Source organism: Olavius algarvensis spirochete endosymbiont (assembly GCA_900608495.1).
Classification (GTDB): Bacteria; Spirochaetota; Spirochaetia; order DSM-2461; family DSM-2461; genus UBA2779.
This window is the reverse complement of record UWYT01000278.1, coordinates 58812-80593: the sequence shown is the minus strand read 5'-3', so window position 1 is coordinate 80593 and position 21782 is coordinate 58812. Positions and strand designations below refer to the sequence as shown.

General features: G+C 46.5%; 15 protein-coding genes. All 15 read right to left on the bottom strand.

Annotation, left to right across the window (positions count from 1 at the left end; translation table 11 throughout):
• Positions 1–133: 133 nt before the first annotated feature.
• Positions 134–1306 carry a phosphoglycerate kinase gene (locus S1OALGB6SA_RS08695; RefSeq protein ID WP_124033212.1) on the bottom strand — a complete coding sequence of 391 codons (1173 nt, stop codon included), beginning with the start codon at positions 1304–1306 and terminating at the stop codon, positions 134–136.
• A gap of 250 nt (positions 1307–1556) precedes the next feature.
• A complete protein-coding gene (locus tag S1OALGB6SA_RS08690) occupies positions 1557–3587 on the bottom strand; it encodes a tetratricopeptide repeat protein (protein ID WP_124033206.1) in 2031 nt (676 codons plus the stop codon).
• Positions 3584–4375, bottom strand: coding sequence for a hemolysin family protein (locus S1OALGB6SA_RS08685; protein WP_081950105.1), 792 nt, complete (start codon positions 4373–4375; stop codon positions 3584–3586). The genes S1OALGB6SA_RS08690 and S1OALGB6SA_RS08685 overlap by 4 nt, the downstream gene beginning before the upstream one ends.
• Complete coding sequence (gene ybeY / locus S1OALGB6SA_RS08680) at positions 4372–4836, bottom strand: rRNA maturation RNase YbeY (protein ID WP_052080190.1); 465 nt, start codon at positions 4834–4836, stop codon at positions 4372–4374. The genes S1OALGB6SA_RS08685 and ybeY overlap by 4 nt, the downstream gene beginning before the upstream one ends.
• A 2-nt stretch (positions 4837–4838) precedes the next feature.
• The gene (locus S1OALGB6SA_RS08675; protein WP_124033205.1) at positions 4839–7019 is read right to left on the bottom strand and encodes an HD family phosphohydrolase; all 2181 of its coding nucleotides are present in this window, start codon (positions 7017–7019) and stop codon (positions 4839–4841) included.
• Positions 6997–7950 (bottom strand): PhoH family protein, encoded by a 954-nt coding sequence (locus S1OALGB6SA_RS08670; protein WP_037563435.1) that lies wholly within the window; start codon positions 7948–7950, stop codon positions 6997–6999. The genes S1OALGB6SA_RS08675 and S1OALGB6SA_RS08670 overlap by 23 nt, the downstream gene beginning before the upstream one ends.
• A gap of 58 nt (positions 7951–8008) precedes the next feature.
• On the bottom strand, positions 8009–11251 hold the full coding sequence (locus S1OALGB6SA_RS08665) for an LPS-assembly protein LptD (RefSeq protein WP_124033204.1): 3243 nt from the start codon (positions 11249–11251) through the stop codon (positions 8009–8011).
• A 29-nt stretch (positions 11252–11280) separates the two neighbouring features.
• Complete coding sequence (gene uvrA / locus S1OALGB6SA_RS08660) at positions 11281–14106, bottom strand: excinuclease ABC subunit UvrA (RefSeq protein WP_037563440.1); 2826 nt, start codon at positions 14104–14106, stop codon at positions 11281–11283.
• Positions 14107–14120: 14 nt separating this feature from the next.
• Complete coding sequence (locus tag S1OALGB6SA_RS08655) at positions 14121–15197, bottom strand: hypothetical protein (protein WP_037563442.1); 1077 nt, start codon at positions 15195–15197, stop codon at positions 14121–14123.
• Positions 15198–15231: 34 nt separating this feature from the next.
• Positions 15232–15663, bottom strand: coding sequence for an ATP synthase subunit C-like protein (locus S1OALGB6SA_RS08650; RefSeq protein ID WP_037563444.1), 432 nt, complete (start codon positions 15661–15663; stop codon positions 15232–15234).
• Positions 15660–17519 carry a V-type ATP synthase subunit I gene (locus tag S1OALGB6SA_RS08645; protein WP_124033203.1) on the bottom strand — a complete coding sequence of 620 codons (1860 nt, stop codon included), beginning with the start codon at positions 17517–17519 and terminating at the stop codon, positions 15660–15662. Before S1OALGB6SA_RS08645 ends, S1OALGB6SA_RS08650 begins: the two co-directional genes overlap by 4 nt.
• 8 nt (positions 17520–17527) lie before the next feature.
• Positions 17528–18130 carry a V-type ATP synthase subunit D gene (locus S1OALGB6SA_RS08640; RefSeq protein WP_124033202.1) on the bottom strand — a complete coding sequence of 201 codons (603 nt, stop codon included), beginning with the start codon at positions 18128–18130 and terminating at the stop codon, positions 17528–17530.
• A gap of 2 nt (positions 18131–18132) precedes the next feature.
• On the bottom strand, positions 18133–19428 hold the full coding sequence (locus S1OALGB6SA_RS08635) for a V-type ATP synthase subunit B (protein ID WP_124033201.1): 1296 nt from the start codon (positions 19426–19428) through the stop codon (positions 18133–18135).
• Positions 19428–21203, bottom strand: coding sequence for a V-type ATP synthase subunit A (locus S1OALGB6SA_RS08630; RefSeq protein WP_124033200.1), 1776 nt, complete (start codon positions 21201–21203; stop codon positions 19428–19430). The genes S1OALGB6SA_RS08635 and S1OALGB6SA_RS08630 overlap by 1 nt, the downstream gene beginning before the upstream one ends.
• A gap of 30 nt (positions 21204–21233) precedes the next feature.
• A complete protein-coding gene (locus S1OALGB6SA_RS08625; protein ID WP_124033199.1) occupies positions 21234–21776 on the bottom strand; it encodes a DUF2764 family protein in 543 nt (180 codons plus the stop codon).
• Positions 21777–21782: the final 6 nt, after the last annotated feature.

Genomic DNA, 21782 nt, shown 5'->3' with positions numbered 1-21782 from the left:
AAAGACGGGGCCACCATTGCCTGCGTGTTCATTCCCCTATGCATTCCCTTAATCAAGCCGGCCAATTCGGAGGCCTCAACTGGCATCAGATTCATTTTCCAATTACCGCATATAAGATATTCCCGCGACACAATTACTCCTTAAGCACTGAAACTCCCGGCAGTGCCTTGCCTTCAAGGTATTCCAATGAAGCGCCGCCGCCGGTTGAAACATGGTCGATGCTGTCTGCCAGTTTGAATTTATTAACGGCGGCAACAGAATCTCCGCCACCCACAATCGTGGTTCCTTTGCATTCGGCAAGAATTTGAGCTACCTTCAAGGTTCCCCTGGCAAAGGCCTCAAATTCAAAAACCCCCATTGGGCCATTCCAAATCACAGTTCTGGCATCGGCAATTAATCTGCTAATCGCCGAGATGGTTTTAGGACCGATGTCCATTGCAATTTTCCCTTCAGGAACATCTACGCTATCAACGTACTCAGGTGTCGCCTGAGTGCTGAAATCACTGCCCACCACATGATCGAGCGGGAGAAGCACTTCCGCATTTCTCTCCCTGGCGCTCGCCAGGAATGACCTCGCAGTGTCGACGTACTCAATCTCTACAAGAGAATTTCCAATTTGACAGCCCTGCGTCTTCAAAAAAGTGTAGGCCATGCCACCAGCAATGACAAAAACATCTGCCCGCAATGATTCAAGAACAGCAATCTTGGACGACACCTTGGCACCGCCTATAATCGCCACAAAGGGAGTTGGTGGATTTTCAAGAATCTCATCGAAAATTCTGCACTCCTTTTCCATCAGCAGCCCAGCAGCCGATGGCAGCATTTTCGCAATTCCTTCTGTGGATGCATGAGCACGATGGGCCGCTCCAAAGGCATCATTTATATACATATCACCAAGTTCTGCCAATTCGGAACAGAATTCCACACTGTTGTCCGTTTCCCCGCGGTAGAACCTGGTATTTTCCAGAAGCAGTATTTCACCCGGCTTCAATCCCCTGGCAAGGGCCACAACCTTCTCTCCAATTACATCCGGGGCCATAATTACTTTTGCCCTGGTGATTTCGGCTAAGTGATCTTTAAGCAAGGAGAGGCTGAACTCTGGATCTACCCGCCCCTTGGGCCTCCCAAGATGGCTCATTATAACAAGAGAGGCCCCTTTATCCAGGAGGTACTTCAAAGTCGGAAGGGCGGCAAGCATGCGAGTATCGTCCATTATCCTTCCATCTTTCAAGGGGACGTTAAAATCCACCCGAACCAGAACTCGCTTGCCTCTCGGATCCATATCTTTAATCGTTCTAATTGACATATCCTTCCCAACCGGTATCAGCCCCGTTGCTTGTACATCGAGACCGTCGAATTTTTGCATACATCATATTATACCTGGACCATCTGTGCGAGCTATTCTATACGATTTCCCAAGACATATCGACAACCCATGTTCATGGAAGCAAGCTATGTTTTCACCAGGCCTCTTTGTGAATCGAACGTTGAAAATGTATGGCTATTGCTGGTTGGAAGCCGAACGAGTCCCCTGAATCCGGCCTATGATGAGGCAATTAGGGTATGGCAAGTAGTTGTGCGCGAAAGGCCGGGTCTGGTGTGAAGTAGTCTTCTGTCTCTGTTTCGGGCACAGGCAATTGGAAGAGCTCATCCCCGGGGCCAATGAAGTCGAAATCTCCCTCGCGTTCAAAAATGCCCTCGCTAAGCGGTTCCGAGACTTCGCTGATTTCCACCGTACCCAAAAAATCATCCCTTCCATAGGTAATACCCCCTTCTCCTGTGCTTGGCAGCCCCGAACCGCTACGTAAAACTATCCACAAATCTCGCGTTGCAATACCATGCCAGGACCCCTTGTTCATCAGCACATATTCCCCATTCACCTGCTCAATCCTCATCAGTCTCGGGATGCTGGCATTTAGAGTGTTGGAGAGCTGATGAAGGCTATCTGTCACCCTATCCTGCCCGGTTCGAAGTTCATTGAACTGCTTATAGAGTTCGCCGGTTCGGGCGATATACAAATTCGCACTGGCGCTAAAGGTTCGTTCAGTTTCAAAAAATCGGAGGATTACAAAATAATCGAGATTCGAATCGCGTGATTCCTTGAATGCCTGGCTGAAATCCCCCGTCATCTTCAGAGTTGGATTCCTGCTGCTGGCATCAGCTGAAACTTCGATATCTGGATGGAGGTCCAGAAGGTCGGCAAAATACAAACCAAGTGTGGTTTGAGCACCGCTATGGATGGGAAGAGAATTGCCGCTGGGCATCACATACACCGCCACTTCCCATTCGGCCGAGGGCAGTATCCACGGATCGTTTATTCCCCATTTGACGGCCAAGCCATCCTTCTCCGAGTGCCTGTATGAATCCAATTTGTCCTTCAACATTGAATACTCGGGGTTGGATTGAGGTATATCCATCAGTGCCACACCCAGACTATCGCTATAGTGCTCCGCATATCCCATCTTCCCAAGTATATTTAAGTAACCCATCCAGGCATCCGGATTGTACTTATCTATCAAACGAGCTCGCCGATATTCGTGATACGCGCGATTGTAGAAAAATCCTTCTTCGTAAGCCTTTCCCCTATCTAAGTGCCAGGATGCAGACTCAATACGCTGTTCTTTGAATCCACCCGCGTTGAACATCAGATAGCTCTCCTTGAACATTCTCGCTATTTCATCATCGCTTCGTATCATGAGAAGATGACTCAGCGTGTCCTGAGCCTCATTTTCCATCGACAAATCACGATAGGCCCGGGCAAGCAGATAAAGCGCCTTTGTCGTATCAAGATTTGGCAACCTCTCAAGGGCTCCAATAGCTGCCGCGGGATCGCCATTGCGCAGGGCAATCTCAGCATCGATAAGTCCCAGGAGTGAGTAGCGTTCGTTGTCTGATTCTCCAACCATGGACTTTGCTTTGTCTAAATGCTCGACGACTGATTCCCATTCTTCATATAAGGCAAAATGTTCAATCGCCACGATTCTAACCGTGAAATTATCAGGGAAGAGTTTCAAGGCTTGCTGGATAATTCTATCCGAACTCGACTTATCCCGTGATTTGTCGTGCAGCAAAACCAATTGCAGCATTGCACGCCGATCTCCAGGCGAATACTGCAAACTTCTATAAAACGCATTCTCTGCAAGCTCTTGCTGGCCAGTAATCGCGTATAACTCCGCAAGTCCACTGTTGGCCTGCGCATCATGCGGTCGAATCGCAATCAGCTCTCTGTAAATATCGGCTGCCAAATCGAAATGGCCCAATGCGGTTTGAATTCGTGCATCAAGCAAACGCAAATCGCGCCGACCTCCCGCAAAGGGCCGAGCCTGTTCAATCTCCTCTGCCGCTACTTCATATTCAGAGAGTTGAAACAAAGCTTCGGCCATTCCAAGCCTCGCCTCTACGTAAGCCGGATTCGTTCTCAGAGCGTTGCGAAACGAATCGATGGCACTGTAGGGATTATCAATTGACAATGCTTTCATGCCTTCGTAGTACAGATTTCTCGCGCTTTTCGGGGTTTCTGAATACACAGTGTTTGAAACGAGGAACAGAACGCAAATTGCGGCTTTGCAAGTCAGTTTTCGGCTCATTTGGCTTTCGGATTCCTGAAAACTTTGACTAATCTTATCTTGTGCCCCTCAACGGACTGAATTATAAATGAAAGATCCCTCCAAGTGGTTTTTTCTTGTTCATTTGGTATTTTGCCGAATAGATCAAAAACAAATCCACCGAGCGTATCAAAGTCTTCCGTAGGAATTTCGCTGCCTATTTCATCATTTATGCTCTCCAGATTCATTCTCGCATCGCAAAGCCATTCGTTTTCGCCAACACGAACGATTGCCTCATCTTCGTTATCAAATTCGTCCTGAATATCTCCCACTATTTCCTCAAGTATGTCTTCCATGGATATTATTCCCGAAACACCTCCGTATTCATCCACCGCGACAGCGATATGAACTTTTCTCTGCTTCATCTCCTTCAACAGCGAATCAAGCTTCATACTCTCAGGGACAAAATAGGCGGGACGCAGGATGTTGGAAATCACTATGCTTTCCCCTTTTACGAAAGACGGGAGTAAATCTTTCACATAAATTATCCCAACAACGCTGTCTATAGTGCCATGATAAACTGGAAATCTCGAGTGGCCCGATTCGATAATCCTCGCCAACGATTCCTCTATTCTGGCATCTTCCGTTATGAAGACTGTATCAATCCGTGGAATCATCACCTCTTTAACTGAGGTGTCGGATAATTCAACAATCCCTCGAACCATGCCCTTGCCATCCTCATCCAAACTCTTGAGTTCTTCTGTTTCGATCAGAACGCCTCGTTTTTTCTCCTTTCTCGATCGGAAAAACTTTCTAATACTGGGAATCATCGGCAGTCTATCGCAATGCCACGGGTTTCGGCCAGGAGGTCTTCCTGCATCTTCAGCATTCCAATGCTATAATCATTTTCCAAATGATCCTGCCCATCTAAGTGCAATATCCCATGGATAATTACTCGGCGTAGTTCATCATCGAGGGTATTGCCTAGTTCCTGGGCGTTGCTTGTGATTTTTTCAAGGGAAATCATTATATCTCCGGCCCCTTTTGGCATTCCCGGAACAGCGGGCACCTGTTCGCCTTCGTCCTGAACGAAGCTTAGCACATCAGTTGGCGAATCCAGGTTTCGCCACTGCCTGTTATACTTTCTGATTTCAGCATTGTCGGTGATAACAAGTCCAAGTTGCCAATTAACAGCGCCAATTCGAGATAGAATTGCCCTGATAAAAATTTCCAGGCGAGTGAGATTCAAAGACTTAGTGTTTGTTTTCAGAAATATATCAAGTTGATTCAACGCTAAGCTCCCTTATCCCTGGGGTATTCGATTCTCGTATGAAAATGGCCCGTTAATACACTTACAAAGGTGTTTTTTATTACCTCAAGTTCCCGCAGAGTTAGTTCGCACTCGCTGAGTTCTTCGGTGCGAAAACGCTCCATTATCAAATCCCATACATACTTCTCCAGCTTTGCCAGAGTCAGTCGTTTTGATGCACGCGTCGAAGCCTCGGCATAGTCAGCCAGCATTACTACAGCAGCCTCACGACTTGCCGGCTTTGGTCCGCCGTAGGAGAAATCATTCGGACTAGCCTCGACGTTTCCCTCTGCATTCAAAGCCCTGTCGTAGAAATATCTAATTACGCTGGTTCCATGATGTTGCTCAATAATCGCCAGAACCTCATCAGGCAGACGCAGCTCTCTTCCCTTCTCCATACCGATTTTCACGTGGGATTTTATCACCGCCACAGATAGGGTGGCCTTTAAATCGTCATGACGATTCTCGCCTGTTTGGTTTTCGACAAAATATTCAGCCTGATCAATTTTCCCGACATCATGGTAATAGGCTCCCACTCTTGCCAGCAGCCCATCGGCGCCAATCGCATCACAGGCCGTCTCGGCCAGGTGGGCAACATTGTGTGAATGGATATAGGTTCCCGGCGCTCTCAGCCTCATCCGCTTCAGGATTGGAATATTTTGGTCGGACAGCTCCATAAGACGAAATGTTGTAGCTGTATTTAGAACATGCTCCAACAACGGCAGGAAGGCTAGACTGAGAATTCCGGTAAGCAACCCGTTGGATGCAGAGTAAGCCGACGTAATAAATATAGCTTTCATGGGTTTTCCGAATAAGAGGCCGGCCAAAATTGTGGTAATCGCCATGATTAAGGCCAATCTGGGACCTGCTTTCAGCAGACTCGTTCTGGTTTCTCTTTTGCCAACAACCAGGGCACCAGAGATACCTGCAGACATGGTTATCAAGAAATCATAGCTGCCATTTGATGTTAAGAAGAAAAACAAGCATCCCATAAGAATCGAAGTAAGAACGGCAACACGCCTATCCCGAAGCAGTTGAGCCAGAAGAAGTGTGAATAGGGCGGTTGGCATAATAACCGAGATTCCATTTTGGAACTCGATCAAGGCAGAGAAAACGGAGGATAGAAGAAGATACTTCCCGCAAAGGATTATATACATCCAGCGAGTCTTGGCATTGCCCAGCGAAACATTGAAAGTTCGAGCGATAACCAATCCCAAAACAAATATAAATGCGAGATACAGCAGAGGATCGATGAAAGCATGATAATCCCGTCGACTGCGCAGGGCCTCCAGAGCACGGTATTGTTGTTCTGATACAACTGTTCCGGCCACTAGAAGCTTTGTTCCTTTCGGATACGAAATTGTAACCAGTTTGGTCGCCTCTTCGACCTCATCTCTATTCTTCTCAGTCAACTCAACGTTAAGATATCCGTTTGGCTCGGCAAAATAGCTTACCATGGCCACTACGAATTCAACATCGCCGGAAGGAAATGGTTCCAATTCCTCAACAGCCCTTATTTTCTCTGGAAGGTTCCCGGGTACTGTCAACGAATCTCGAGCGAGTCTCACCCTCCTCTCGGGTAGAGTTTCATTGTATACCACTTCTATGATTCCCGATACCGAAGCGCTCTTATCGACTTTGAAGATTCCTCCGGCTTGAATCAATTGCAAAGTATCCTCGGTAATTTTCAGCAGTTTATTCAGCTCGACTTCACTTCGTGACACTCCTTCTTCAATTACATTCGCCGCACCAGGGAATTCCGCCCGCAAAGCCGGTTTGTTCTCCGCATCCGAGCGCTCGGAAATCGACGGCCCTAACAGCGAAACAAACCTACCATATCTTTCCAAAACTGAATCAGTTATCTCAGACCGAACGAAGTAGATGGGCGGTATAAGTCTACGGTTTAGATCGACAACTTTTTTTGTCGCTTCCACATCGATAAAACTGAAATCGCGATCCAAATAGAAATCGTCTGTAACTAAATCGCCCTCTTCATATTTTAGCGCCCTCTCACGCGATAATAAGAAGCGAGTTTGCTCCACCCCAATCAGAACCAGCGATGCCAATAACCATCCCACTACAACTGAAATCCAGACGTTCCTTGCGACAGGAATTCTTGTGGCCAGTCTCTTTCTCCAAAGACTAATTGTTGTTTTCGTAGGCATCTACTATCTTTTTCACCAAGGGATGTCTCACAACATCTGACGAGGTGAACTCAGTAATAGCCACCTCATCTACGCTGCCCAGAATGCGGACTGCCTCGTAGAGTCCAGATTGACGCCCGGAAGGTAGATCCACCTGAGTCATATCCCCGGTAACGACGGCTCGTGATCCTTCGCCGAGTCTGGTAAGAAACATCTTCATCTGTTCCATAGTTGTGTTTTGGGCTTCATCGAGTACGATATAGCAGTTTTTCAAGCTCCGTCCCCGCATATATGCCAGCGGTGCGACTTCGAGTTGGTTGGAATTTCTGATTCGCTCCAGTTGATCTGATTCCAACAAATCTTCAATGGCATCATAGAGGGGTCTAAGATAGGGGGCGAGTTTCTGAGTCAGATCGCCCGGGAGAAAACCGAGACTTTCCCCAGTTTCCACCACCGGCCGGGTTAGAATAATTTTGCGCTTTTTTTTCAGGAAGATTTCCGTCAGGGCTTGTGCAATTGCAAGGTAGGTTTTCCCAGTTCCCGCTGGTCCGACACTGAAAACCAAATCGTGGGTAGACATCTGACGGATATAAGCGGCCTGAGCCTGACTTTTGGGATAAATTCGCCTGCTCGATCCTGGAATAGCGACGATATTTTCTTTGAATGCCTGAATTTTGCCGTTTTGGCCTGATTCCAACGCGGAAAAAATCGCTCTCACCCGTGCGCTAGTTACAGCCTCCTTACTTTTTGCTATTTCAGCAAGTTGATCCAATAGGCTTCTAAACAGGAATTTCGCCCCATCGTCGTCGGATTCCAAAACTATTTTGTTACCCCTAGTTCGGACGGGCGTAGATAGTAAGGTACTTATTTCAACAATATTGTCGTCGTTTGGTCCGCAAACTGTTCCGAGTAGATGTGGATTATCGATTACCACAGTAAAACTGGCGCCCAATAAGCTCCTCTTTTTATGCGACTGCCATCAGTGTAACGATTCATCAGTTTAACAATGTTTATTGTCTTTGGTCAACATCATATTCAAAGGAATCGACACTCCATATATCATTCTTATAACTAGTCCTTTGATTAAATACAGGCAGGGGGTTCCATTTAATAGAGAGATTGAAATCAGATTTCCAGGTATAACTACCCCTCACTGAATCATACGCGGGCCATCCACCATACTGAACCGTTAAATCCCAACTCCCAAGATGGTGAATCAGAGTTAAATCCAGACGTTTCATATTGAAATTCGATTCATACCTTTTCCCGGCGTTAAAAATATTGAAAGACTTAAACAGGTCTTCAAAAAAGCCGATCTTTCCCGGAATATTCAATTTCTCGCGCCACCATGGGAAGTAGATGTACATGTTCCTGTTGATCGCAGTGAAGGTTATTTTTACATCGATAAATTTGTAAGTGTGAAATTCTTGAATCCATTTAAACTCAAGAACGTTATCTGTTGGCTGAGTCAGATTGATATTCCAATAAGTGTCTATTACGGTGCGCAGTTTAATACGATTTTTCCAAAAAGGCGCCGGTTTGAATTCTCTGTAAAAAAAGAATCTCAGATGCCGAGGCGCAAATCCCATTGTGTCTTCGTTCCATATGAAATCTCCTTGATTCCAGGTGTAATGAGTTCCATAATTTGCTATAAAACTGGTTCCAAAGCCCCAGAATTTGAAAGTAGTTTCCGTGTCAGTGAGACGATTCCAGTCGATATCGTATCTTATGGACTGGGAAATCTCAACCTCGTCCTTCCAACCCTTCCAGGATGCTTTCATAATCAGCGGCTGGGCTTCCCAGCGGTTTAACACATGCAGAGTCTGTTGACTGATATCCAAGTTCCATCCCTCATAATCGAAACCCACGGCTGAGTTCATTGAATAACGCTGATTAAGTGGAGGAACATCGGCCGTATTCACAAATGAGGCATTGAAAGCTCCCAGCTTCCAGATGATAGCCATGGAAATCATGTTCTTACGCAAGTCTTCTTTTTCTGATATCCAATAGCTGGAATAGCTTGGGCTGGCTAAAGTTGCACCGTTGGAGAATCTATAGCTGTAAATGGTTGCATCAAAATCGTAATTGAGGGAGGAATCCGAGAAAACGGGGACGCGCCGGAATGGCTTGAAATATAAACGAATCCAATTGTCCCACAAAAACTTTGAATTCCGATAATCAGCCAGGCGAGTCTCATCATTGGCATAAGACTTCTCCCCAAACATGTCCATATGAATTTGATGGAGTCCTGAAAGGGTGGTAGTTCCATCCAAACCGGTTAAGCCACCCAAAAAAGCAAAATTATAGTTCAAATGTCCCTGCGGGGAAGTGCTTATCTGCGCCGGCTCGAAATCGAAATCTATATCCGAGGGGGAAGACCAATCGGAGCTGTCGGATCGATGTTCGATATATAGTTGGGTTTGAACATTGTAATTGATTGATGTGCTTAGCAAATCGTCTGAATAAATGCCATCGAAAGAATTACGAAAGGGTATCGAATTTGTCTCCAGCTTCTCTGATTTCTCCCCCGCCTTATCGTCCATTACAGGCTTAGGCGTTTCGGAAGGATTTAACCGATCAACTGTCCAAGTGGGAGATTTACCGCTAAACGAAAGCCTTAAATCCGGCAATACCAATATATGGGGATAATAGAAACTTCTAAGCGGGTTGTACTCTTTATCCGGATTCGTGGACTCCTGAACCTCCTGGTTCAGCTTATTTCTCCAAGTTAACGATACTCTTAAGTTATCCATGGCAAAATTCTCGAACCCGTCGAATTTTTGAGACCCCTTAATCTCCCATTTCAAATCCGTCACCAAATCCGTTTCCTCAGCGCTCGCACTATCTTCACCAAACAAATAGCTTATCCAATCAAAATTTTCTTTTCTGTCGTCAAAATCTTTCAAGTAGAAGGGGTCTGAGTACCAATTCAGAGACAAAAACCAGTCATCCATTTTGAAGTCCAAGTAAGCTCCCCAGCGAAATGGGATTACCACATCACCGACTTGACTCTTATTCCAATATACTTTCGCTCCTCCATTGTTTCGAAAATAGACATTGCCATTCGAAGAGATACTGCGGCTCACCGCTATGGTGGTATAAAAACTAATCGAAGTTTTCTTAATCGTAAAATCACCAAGAAAACCGGTCATTGCGCCAAGAGATGTATATACATCGAGCATATATTTCAGTGTATTTTTCCTGATGATTTTCCTGCTGTCTGTCTTGCGGGTTAAAAACAATCCCTCTCGTACCAATTCATAATCCAGACTGTCAAAACTTCCAAATCCCATAATTGGATATTTGTCCTGCAACTCCTTCTGCCCTATAAGGTAGGTGCTCGTCTGTATGTAGTAGCCAACTCTGCTTCTCTTGCCAATTGCAGGGTTGAAGAATAAATCACTGCCCGATCTCCAGTAAAAGGGGAAGTAGAAAACAGGGATATGACCCACATACAATGTGGCGCTAAACAACCCCCATTCAGACGGCCCGGTTATCCATATTTTTTTTGCTCTTAGCGTATAATAGGGATTCAGATTGGCATCGCTGGTTATGTCACCGTCATTGAATATCAGGATTCCCTCTTTAGGCTGTCTAATCGATTTTCCTCTGAAGAAAAAAACTGCCGTCTCATCATCCAATGTCTGAGTTCTTTCCGCAGTGCCTTGAAAAACAATTCCCGCCCAATCGGAAATCCTGAATACGATTTTATCTCCGGAATACTTCTCCTCCTTACCACCTCTGAGAACCCTATATGTGATGTTACCCGCAACCGAAATAGTATTCCGAGTCTGATTGAGTACAACCCGATCCGCCTCAATTCTGTGTTTTTTGTCTGCAGTATCAACTGTGATGATTACCCCGCCAGAGAGTCGAATTACAGACTCCAGATTCGAATTATCAACTTCTACCTTGAAATACTCACCTCTTTGTGCGGATTCAACCACAACCTTTGTTCCGACAACATCGGCTGTCCCAACCTCATCCGTCTCAAAGTCAACACCATAATAATCCCGAAGTCTGTTTCGAAGAACCTCGTCATCACCGTCCTCGGCTAAATTGAGAACACGACACCAGGCTAGCAATTCATCGTGTTTCGCATTTTGAATATCGACAACTAAACTGCGATTCAGCTCCCTTAAGCCTTCAGCGTCTTCTTCTCCGCCGGCAAGGCCATCTTGTGCATGCAGAGACATAAGGGTGCCAAAGAGGCAAAAAATCAAACCGTGGCAAACCGCTCGACGAGAGCACATCACCCAATATCGCCGGTTTCCCAAACATCTCACCGTTGTTTCAAAAATTCCCTAAGATAGCGGCCAGTATGTGAGCATTCTGATTCCGAAACGAATTCCGGAGTGCCGGCCACAATGAGTTCACCCCCCTGATCGCCCCCTTCGGGCCCAAGATCAATCACATAATCAGCCTGTTTAACAACATCAAGATTGTGCTCTATCATACAGATTGTATTCCCCTTATCAACCAGAGTTTGAAGAACTTCAAGCAGTTTTTTAACATCGGCAAAATGAAGGCCGGTAGTTGGCTCATCGATGATATAGAAGGTTTTTCCAGTACTACGTTTCGAAAGCTCAAGCGACAGTTTCACGCGCTGCGCCTCACCGCCTGACAGAGTAAGAGCAGACTGCCCAAGCTTGATGTACCCAAGCCCAACCGCATTCAGGGTGCGAAGCCGATTTGCAATAGTCGGTACCACTGCAAAAAAATCCAAAGCCTCTTCCGCGTTCATGTCCAGAACATCATGAATGTTTTTGCCCTTATATCGAATTTCGAGCGTCTCTCGATTGAAACGCTTGCCCTTGCAGACATCACAAATCACATATATATCCGGGAGGAAATGCATCTCAATTTTCTTTGTCCCGGCGCCCTCGCAGGACTCGCAGCGGCCACTCTTGACGTTGAAGCTGAATCTCCCAGATTTATAGCCTCTGGCCTTGGATTCCGGAAGACCAGCAAAAAGATCGCGCACCGGCGTAAAGAGTCCAACATAAGTTGCCGGGTTCGATCTGGGAGTTCGTCCGATAGGACTTTGGTCGATGCAAATCACCTTGTCAACAAATTCAATTCCAGTGATATTCTCATAATTGCCAGCTGTCAGATGGGTTCGTCCCACTGCGTTTGAAAGAGCGGGAAAAAGAATGTCTGTTAACAGAGTCGATTTGCCGGAACCTGATACTCCCGTGATAGTGATGAACTTCCCAAGAGGCAGCTCGACATCGATGTTCTTCAGATTGTGCTCCCTCGCACCAAGTATATTTATCGACTGCCCACTGCCTTTTCGCCTCGTCTCAGGCAAATCGATGACATCCAAACCGCTCAAAAAACGGCCCGTCGGACTGTTGGAATTGGCTATCACCTCGCTTGGGGCACCCTGAGCCACTACTCTGCCTCCATGGACGCCCGCCCCAGGCCCCATATCCACAATGTGATCCGCTGTTCTGATTGTCTGCTCATCATGTTCTACAACTATCAAAGTGTTTCCAAGATTGCGCAGATGAATAAGTGTGTCGATTAGTTTCTGATTGTCTCTCTGGTGTAAGCCAATTGTAGGTTCATCCAGAATATAGAGAACCCCCACCAATGAGGAACCAATCTGTGTCGCCAAACGAATTCTCTGGCCCTCTCCACCTGAAAGTGTTGCGGCCTCACGTTCTAAACTCAAATAGCCCAAACCAACGCTTCTAAGAAACTGCAATCGCTCTCGAATCTCCTTCAATATTTGCTCTGCTATATGGATTTCTGTATTGCTTAATTTCAGCTTATCAAAGAATTCTCTCGCCTGATGTACCGGCATTGTGGTTATCTGGTGTATGTCCTTTCCTCCAACAAAGACACTCAAGCTCCCCCGACTAAGCCTTTTTCCCCCACATTCCCGACAAAGGCTGCGAAGCATGAATTCCTCCAACCAATCGCGCATGCCTGCCGACGTTGTTTCTTTGTAGCGGCGATTGAGATCGGCAATTATTCCCTTGAAATCAGATGAATACTCGAATTTCCCCGTGCCAGTTCTGTTAACATATGTAATATCTATGGACTCGTCTGCCCCATCGAATATGGCATCCAATACCTTTTCACCCAGTTCATTCAACGGTGTATCCAAACTGAACTTATACACCTTGGCAAGAGCATCAAACCAACTTCGATACCAGGCCGAATCGGGATTATATGGCAACAATCCCCTTTGATTGAACGACAGCGAGGGATTGGGCATTATCAGATTCCTGTCGAACTCCAGCATAACTCCCAGCCCGTCACATGCGGAGCAGGCTCCAAAAGGGCTGTTGAAGCTGAATAGTCTCGGCTGCATTTCGGGTAGACTGAAGCCGCACTTGGAGCACGAGTTCTTTTCCGAGAAGAAGAGTTCTTTTTCCCCATTCTCTTCGATTACCAGTACATTCACCTGACCATCTGATATTTCCAAGGCGGTTTCAATCGATTCAGCTAGGCGTTTTCGACTCTTGAAACCAGCTATGACACGATCGACGACGAGCGAAATATCGTGCTTGCGGTTCTTATCGAGATTGATTTCGTTATCCAGCGAAAATATTTCGCCATCTATTCTAATCCGTACAAATCCTGCCTTTCTTGCATCTTCAAGATATTTACGATGCTCGCCCTTTTTGCCTCGTACCAGGGGAGCGAGTATCATTAGTCGCTGGCCTTCGGGAAATGAAAACACTGTATCCAATATCTGATCGACTGACTGTTCCCTTATCGGGGTGTCGTCATTTGGACAAATCGGACTGCCGATGCGCGCAAACAACAGCCGTAAATAATCGTATATTTCGGTGATAGTTCCAACTGTTGAACGCGGATTGCGGCTGGTACTCTTCTGCTCGATCGATATCGCAGGCGATAAGCCTTCGAGATAATCAACATCCGGTTTATCCATTCTGCCAAGAAACTGACGTGCATAAGCGGAAAGCGATTCCACATAGCGTCTCTGACCCTCAGCAAATATCGTATCGAAGGCTAGCGATGATTTGCCCGAACCCGAGAGTCCTGTAATCACTATAAGTCGATCCCGCGGAAGTTCCAGGTCGATATCCTGCAGGTTATGCTCCCGTGCTCCTTTTATTACGATTTTGTTCATTGTGTCCTAGTTCTTCAGGGTGAAAGGGAATCAATCGATATAAAGGGATTTTCGAGCTGCGCTTTTGCCAATTCACCCCAATGCCCGGCCTGAATGCGAGAGTGGTAGGTACCATCGATGCTGTCTCTCACCACCATCAATTCCCAGATCGATGTTGCGATGTCATCAAACCCCTCCGCATAGAGGGAAACGGAGAGTAAATAGAGAGCTGACCATAAGCCGACTGATTCCATCCATTCCGCCAGAGGCCCGTCTTCTTCATATGCGAGCATAATCAGCCTGTCAGTTCCATCGGAACGCTCTGGAAATCGCACATCCCTATCGGGATTTTGGGCATCCCTTACTGGATCGATATCAAAGCGCCAATTTGGATGAATTACCCGATAGCGTTCCGCCGCTGTTGTCAGTATCGATAGCACGGTTCTCATCGAGTGTAATAGGGCCGAGCGGTAGTTTCCCTTTTTCCACGCTGTTTCGCCTAGGATTTTCCTCGCTTCCAATGCATACCCCAAATCGTCTCTATAGAGAAATAGAAGTTCATCAATTCCGTGTCCTGTTAAGCGCTCAATATATTGATGCTCCAGCAATATGCTCGACCGTGAAGAAGCGCCCTCATTGTTGGCGATTCCGTATAGGATTGATTCGGCTTCAAGCAATCGCTCCTGCCCTTGATTCAATAGGAGCCTTGCGAGTCTGTATCGAAACAAGATGAGTTCCTGCGGAACCCGCAGGTATATAGCAAGTTCGATTGCTCTGCGGTACTGTTCTTCCGCCAACACAATCTGACCTTGAGCCTCATAAACCCTGCCCAGCCAGAATTCTGCTTCGGGATACTCCTGCTGAATCTCAACAGCATCCAGTAGGTAATCGAGGGCTTCCGATAATTCCTTCTGCGCAAAAGACGACTTGCCCTTCTCAAGAAGTAGCCAGGCCGGATGTTCCGATCCGGAACCCGAAAATGCGACAAGAGACAGAACCAGAAATAAGAACACTAATCTAATGCCCAAATACGCACCCTGCCAACGCCTGTCTCGAAATTCCACCGCAAGCCGCAACTTGAAATGGCAGCCGGAGAATAAAGACCCGCCCAATCACTACTGCAGATTAAAGGTTGCAAATGCTTTCCTAAAATTCGACAAGTACTAAAAGCAGAAAAATCATCACAAAAATTGCTACGGTTTCGATAATTCCAATCACACTTATATAGTTGGCGGTTCCCTTCCCGGTGTCGGCCAGAGCATCAGCAGCACCAGCAGCAGCTCTGCCTTGCATCATTGCCGAAAAGCCAATGGCTAAACCACCAAAAACTCCTGCGCTCAGCAGAGTAAGCGGTTCTTTCTGGGAACCTCGGATAAAGAGCATGAGCAGAAAACCATAGAGAGTCTGTGTGATTGGTGCGCCGCTAAAGACAGCGAGCATAAATGGCGCGGGCTTATTCGCCGCGAAGCATTTCTTCCAAGCTCCCATAGATGCCTGACCAGCAGCCCCAGTGCCAAGTGCGGAGCCAATCGCCGCTAAACCTAAGGCAGCAGCCGGTCCGATCAATCCAATATTCATAAAGAAACTCCTTGACTATTGTTTTCTTCCGAAATCCGCACCCTGAAAGGATTGTATTTCGTCCCTGTCCACTCCATACCCAATTGACCTGCAAATTCCAGCATATTGAGACGAATGCCATGAACCACAACGGACAATACTGCCATAAGCAAATTCAACCCGTGCCCGAAAGCGATAATCAAAACACCTATTGGCAGTGCAAAATTCTTGAGCATGGGCGAAGCAAGATTATTGACAGTCGATGCAATATAGAACGATGCCAGCCCAACCGCAAACAATCTAATATACGAAAGTATATTGGAAAACCCGCTGATGGCGTCTAAGAAAGTAGCGAAAGTACCGCTTAAACCTTTTAGTATGCCCTTGAAAAAACCTATACCATCACCCTGTTTCTCAAATAGCAGAACAAAAGAAATTCCTCCAGCTATCATATACACCGCGAATCGCGGCATGGAAACTCCTATTACAAGCCACAGCACAAGGCAATAGAGTCCGCCTATAAGCGCCATCCAACCAAGCTGTGCAAGCGACCTCAACTTGGGGAAATTTCGAATAAAAATCATGATATTTGCCAGGATCAGTTGGGAAAGGCCCAATAGGAAACATAGCCACATCACTCTTTGCCGTGGATCCACTTCAAGTCCGGGAAAGATATCTGGATATGCGGCAATCGAAGGAATTGTCAGCATACGGAAAAAACCCAATCCAGCAAGCGTTTTCGATCCAAACCAGTTGCCCGTAATCGTACCCCATAGAATTGTAATTATGCTTAGCAACGTAAGCAATTTCACGGCATCTGACACTCGCTGTCCATTTCTCAAGCTCCTTACGATTAAGGTTAGAGCCGTCAGCAGAAAAACCATCCCATATCCCGCATCGCCAACAAGCATCGCAAAAAAGATGCAGAAATAGACAAGAAAATATGCGCTTATATCATATTCATGGTAACCCGGCAAAGTTTCAAGAAAATCGAAAACTGGCTTGATTATTCTAATTTTTGGGCCATTCTCTATCAGAGTGGGGGGCTTGTCATCCTGATTGGGCTCCTGAATCAACATCCCCCAGCCCTCTGCCGAACCAAGAGCCCTGAGGCTCTGCAGCCTGTTTGCCGGAACGAAACCGCTGAGCCATTTCAACCCACCTTCATCAGGCATTCCGGTTGCCAGAGATTCGAATTCGATATCTTGTTCGATTCCAGAGAGCATCTGCGTAATGATGGGCTGCATCCTGGAGAAATCAAACAGTTTACTCTTTAGGTTTTCCAAACGTTTAAACAACTCATTTCTCATCAGGATTAGTTCATTAAGACCGTGTTTCGGAATAGCAATCGCCTTATCGATCGCCAATTCGGGAATCCCATCAAAGAAAACGGCAGCGAAGACTGGCTGTTTGCTTCTCCTGGCAAGTTGGAAAACAATCGCTCCGGCATCTCTTAGATTTTTCTTCAGGGTTATTTCATCTCTAAATAAACACACATCGATTTGGCTTGCTCCAAGGAAAATCAGGTCACTGGGTTCGAAATCACCAAAGGGTTCAAGCAAATTTATCTGTTGCGTTATATTTCCGGCCTTCTCACGGAGCTCTCTTATTTGTTCTTCCGTCGAAATTATCTCCTCAGCCAAGGCCAGGATCGAGTTCCTGTTATGCGATCCGCCAGCGTTCACTGACTTGGATTTCACAGTACTGTCGAGTTTGTCCAAGGCTGAGGTTACCCTCGTTCGCATCTCCAACAAAGATTCCAGTTTCTCACCAGCTCCCTGCGCCCTTGATTCAAGATGGAGAACTCCCTCATTGCTCAATTTCTTTAGAGCGACCCTGCCATCCTTATCCAGAACTACCAGCGAAACCTTCATCATCGGGACTATCATCTGAGAGCTTTCTCCAAACCGCGTTTGGCAATCTTTCCACGCACAACTGATGCCGTTTGTTGATCGCCTAAATATATGCTTATTTTCTTAATGTACATCTTCGTTTCGGGAATTTTCACTTTTTCAAATAGATTCACCCTCTGAGTTGTGGTTCTTAACTCAGCGAACAACAAGGAATATTGCTCTCTCAGCACTTGCAATTCCAGATCCAGCAACATAACACGCTGTAATTCCTCTATCGCCTTATCCACCCAAAGCGGCATTACCCACAAATCATATTCGGCTTCAGCGAATTTCGCACCTTCGAAGAGGGGAATGCTCACACCCGCAATATTGCCGATTCCACGGCTAAACTTCTCCAACACAATCAGCTTCTCACTTAAACCGACATCCTCTCCAAAAACCGCTATCCAGCTCCGAAAATCCTCCTCTAGTAAGTCTTTTGCTTGTTGGAGCTTATACTGCCTCTCCTCAACTTTTCGAACCTCCATCTGCAATTGCTGTTTCTTCAAAATCAAGGTGGGGAGATATCGATTATACATTCTCAACGCATCTTTCTGCCTTTTCAATTCGTTCTTGGTTAGCCTTATCTTAAACATGGCTATACTCTCGGCCAGAATTCCTCAATTAGATTTGAGCGAAACCCGGTTTCTTCCTTTTCGAAGCAGTCGGCTAAAATTTTCCACCCATTGTCCAGAGCTTCTTCAAGCGGGATATTTACCGAAAGATCCATCATTTTATCTTCGAATAATTCCCCGTATCTGAGCAGTTTCTCGTCCCAATTGGTCATCTGAAAGCCCATTGATTGCTTTTCCAGCGTATCCTTATACGCAGCATACAATTTTATCATCCCATCCGCGAGTGCTCTATGATCTTTGCGCGTTCTGTCATTTGCCTGCTGCTTCAAGCGACTGAGTGAACCAAACGGCTCGATTTTCCCATTTCTCAGATAGAACTGCCCCTCAGTTATATAACCCGTATTATCCGGCACCGGATGAGTAACATCGTCACCTGGCATAGTCGTGACAGCTAAGATAGTAATCGACCCCAATCCCTCGATATCAATCGCTTTTTCATAGCGGCTTGCAAGCTGAGAATACAAATCTCCCGGATAACCCCTGTTCGAAGGAACCTGCTCCTGTGTTATCGCAATTTCCTTCATCGCATCCGCGAAGTTCGTCATATCAGTAAGAAGTACCAAAACCCTTTTACCATCCAGGGCGAAATTCTCGGCAACGGCTAAGGAGATATCAGGCACCATAAGACCTTCCACAACTGGATCCGAGGCCGTATGAACAAACAAAATAGACCTGGAAAGAGCACCTCCCTCATCCAGGGAGTCCCGAAAAAATAAATAGTCATCATGCTTCAAACCCATTCCGCCCAGGATTATTAAATCCACCTCTGCCTGTAAGGCAATCCGTGCCAAAACCTCGTTATAAGGTTCCCCTGAAACGGAGAAGATTGGTAGCTTCTGACTCTCGACAAGCGTGTTAAACAAATCGATCATGGGAATCCCAGTGCGTACCATGTTTCGAGGGATGATTCGTCGTGTGGGATTAAAGGACGGCCCGCCAACCGAAATCAAATTCTCGGAGAGAGTCGGGCCCCTGTCCCGGGGTTCCCCCGAACCATTGAAAACCCTACCCAGTAAGGACTGAGAATAGGACACCTGCATTGATTTTCCCAGGAATCGAACCTCATCTCCGGTAGAAATTCCACGGCTCCCGGCAAATACCTGAAGCGACACCAAATCTTCATCGAGTTTTATCACCTCGGCCAAGGATACGCCAAAAGACGTGCTCACCTGCGCAAGATCGCCATAACGGACGCCGTCGGCCCTCACGACAATAACATTGCCAGCTATTGATTCAATCCTGCTATATACCTTGCTCATCAATGTCTCGATAGTATGGCCGGGGATTTTGGATCAATTCCAAGCTTCTTAGATTGAACTATGGCTCGAATTTCGGTTTCCAGTCTTCTAAACTCATTGCTGTTCCATTCTGCGCCATTATAGTCGAGAAATTTCTGCCTTAACTGGTAGAACCATCTCCGCACATTCCCCTTGTCTTCCAAATCCAGCTTACTAGCCAGGATTTCAATAATCAAACCAAAAACCCAGATCTGACGATCGGGCGCCACGGCGGCATCAACAGGATCGAACGAATTTTGCTGGAAATAGACAGCATCTAAAAATTCTCCTTTCTGAAACACTATGTAATCCTGCAGACTGGTGCCCTCCTCGCCGACAACCTTCATCATGGATTCAATTTCGCCGGAATGCACCAGTATCTCATGAGCATATTCAACATGCTCAGTCGGCATGATACCCCTGTACTTGCTCCAGGATTCGGTGGGGTGAATCGCTGGATATTTACGAGCGTCAGAACGTTCCCGTGAAAGTCCATGAAAAGCCCCGACAACCTTAAGTGTCGCCTGAGTTACCGGTTCTTCGAAATTTCCACCCGCAGGGCTGACAGTTCCCCCTATCGTAACCGAACCTACATCACCATTTTTCAACCGCACAATGCCGGCCCTTTCGTAAAAGGACGCAATATTTGACTCAAGATAGGCAGGAAACGCCTCTTCGCCGGGAATTTCTTCCAATCGGCCCGACATCTCACGCATCGCCTGGGCCCAACGGCTGGTTGAATCGGCAAGCAGCAAGACATCAAGACCCATCTGCCTGTAATACTCACCTAACGTAACCGCCGTATAAACCGAAGCCTCCCGCGATGCAACAGGCATCGAAGAAGTATTGCAAACAATGATGGTTCTCTCCATCAAGGATCTACCGGTTTTCGGATCGGCTAACTCCGGGAATTCTTTGATGGTTTCAACCACCTCGCCGGCTCTTTCACCACATGCGGCGATTATTACCACGTCCACCTCCGCATGCCGGCTGGTTATCTGCTGTAAAACCGTTTTACCTGCGCCAAAGGGCCCGGGGATGCAATAAGTGCCCCCCTTGGCGACAGGGAAAAATGTGTCCATAAGCCGAACCTTGGATACCAGAGGCTCGACAGGTTTCAGTTTTTCCTCATATACATCGATAGCCCTCTTGACAGGCCATTCAAACAGCATAGTCAATGGGATTGCTTTCCCTTGAGAACTCCTGGTTTCAACAATGGTTTCCTCTATGGAATATGAACCCTCCGGAACCACCCTGGACACTGTCAAATCGTCGTGTATCCTAAAAGGAACCATCACCTTGTGTTCGAACAGACCTTCGGGTACGAACCCCAGATAATCTCCCGCAGTCACCTTGTCGCCGATTCCAACTAGCGGCTTGAAATGCCATTTCTGCTCACGACTTAGAGCATCAATGTAAATTCCCCGCTCAAGAAAAAAGCCGGCTTTTTGAGCAAACTTTGCCAATGGATTCTGAAGTCCATCAAAAATCTGCCCCAACAGTCCCGGGCCAAGCTCTACAGCCAACATTTCGCCAGTGAATTCAACTTCATCTCCGACGCCGATGCCTCGGGTTAATTCAAAAACCTGGAGTTGGACAACATTGCCCCGGATACGAATCACTTCAGATTTCAGACGCTTATCACCACTGACTATGTAACCAACCTCATTCATGACAATGTTGCCATCGGTCTGTACCGAAACCATGTTCCCATTCACCCCTATTACCTTTCCCCTTACTTCCCCGCCTGCACTCATAACTCACACCCTTTCATTGCGAAGGTTCTTTCATCGTGGTTCAATCCCCGAAGCCAAAAGCACCCGATTATACAGACTGCGATATGCTTTGAAACCAAGTTCCTCATTAAACTTGGAACGGCGCTCCAGTAACAGAAGTTTCATTCTATAACTTCGAATGAATTCGATATCAAACAGACGTCCTGCCGCCAATTCGTCAATCTTTGCCCATCGGCATTGATGCAGATATAGCTCAGCCTTCAACGGAGAATCCATCATGACAGACTCAACAGCAATCTGTGCTGTCCCGTACACCGATGCGGCTTCTCTACAGTATTCATCTGCATCAAGATTCAATCTCTTAGCTCGAAGTTTAACCAAATCATTCCTGAGACTTCTCTCCCATTTGTTGTATAATCCACATATCCCAGGCGCCTCATTCCCCTCGAGAGTGGATTCAAGCAATCCCACGTAGTCTCTGGTTGACAAAAAAGAACGAGAAAAAGCAAGCATCGATTCACTAGACATCGGCGCCCTTTGTTCTGGTTCGATGAGCATAGGAAGAGCCGCGGTTAAATAGTAATAATATGCCAAACAAGT

What these genes read in the sequence shown, in the direction of transcription:
- S1OALGB6SA_RS08695 (WP_124033212.1), bottom strand. Translation starts at nt 1,306, where the DNA reads ATGTCAATTAGAACGATTAAAGATATGGATCCGAGAGGCAAGCGAGTT.
- S1OALGB6SA_RS08690 (WP_124033206.1), bottom strand. Translation starts at nt 3,587, where the DNA reads ATGAGCCGAAAACTGACTTGCAAAGCCGCAATTTGCGTTCTGTTCCTC.
- S1OALGB6SA_RS08685 (WP_081950105.1), bottom strand. Translation starts at nt 4,375, where the DNA reads ATGATTCCCAGTATTAGAAAGTTTTTCCGATCGAGAAAGGAGAAAAAA.
- S1OALGB6SA_RS08675 (WP_124033205.1), bottom strand. Translation starts at nt 7,019, where the DNA reads ATGCCTACGAAAACAACAATTAGTCTTTGGAGAAAGAGACTGGCCACA.
- S1OALGB6SA_RS08665 (WP_124033204.1), bottom strand. Translation starts at nt 11,251, where the DNA reads ATGTGCTCTCGTCGAGCGGTTTGCCACGGTTTGATTTTTTGCCTCTTT.
- uvrA (WP_037563440.1), bottom strand. Translation starts at nt 14,106, where the DNA reads ATGAACAAAATCGTAATAAAAGGAGCACGGGAGCATAACCTGCAGGAT.
- S1OALGB6SA_RS08650 (WP_037563444.1), bottom strand. Translation starts at nt 15,663, where the DNA reads ATGAATATTGGATTGATCGGACCGGCTGCTGCCTTAGGTTTAGCGGCG.
- S1OALGB6SA_RS08645 (WP_124033203.1), bottom strand. Translation starts at nt 17,519, where the DNA reads ATGATGAAGGTTTCGCTGGTAGTTCTGGATAAGGATGGCAGGGTCGCT.
- S1OALGB6SA_RS08640 (WP_124033202.1), bottom strand. Translation starts at nt 18,130, where the DNA reads ATGTTTAAGATAAGGCTAACCAAGAACGAATTGAAAAGGCAGAAAGAT.
- S1OALGB6SA_RS08635 (WP_124033201.1), bottom strand. Translation starts at nt 19,428, where the DNA reads ATGAGCAAGGTATATAGCAGGATTGAATCAATAGCTGGCAATGTTATT.
- S1OALGB6SA_RS08630 (WP_124033200.1), bottom strand. Translation starts at nt 21,203, where the DNA reads ATGAGTGCAGGCGGGGAAGTAAGGGGAAAGGTAATAGGGGTGAATGGG.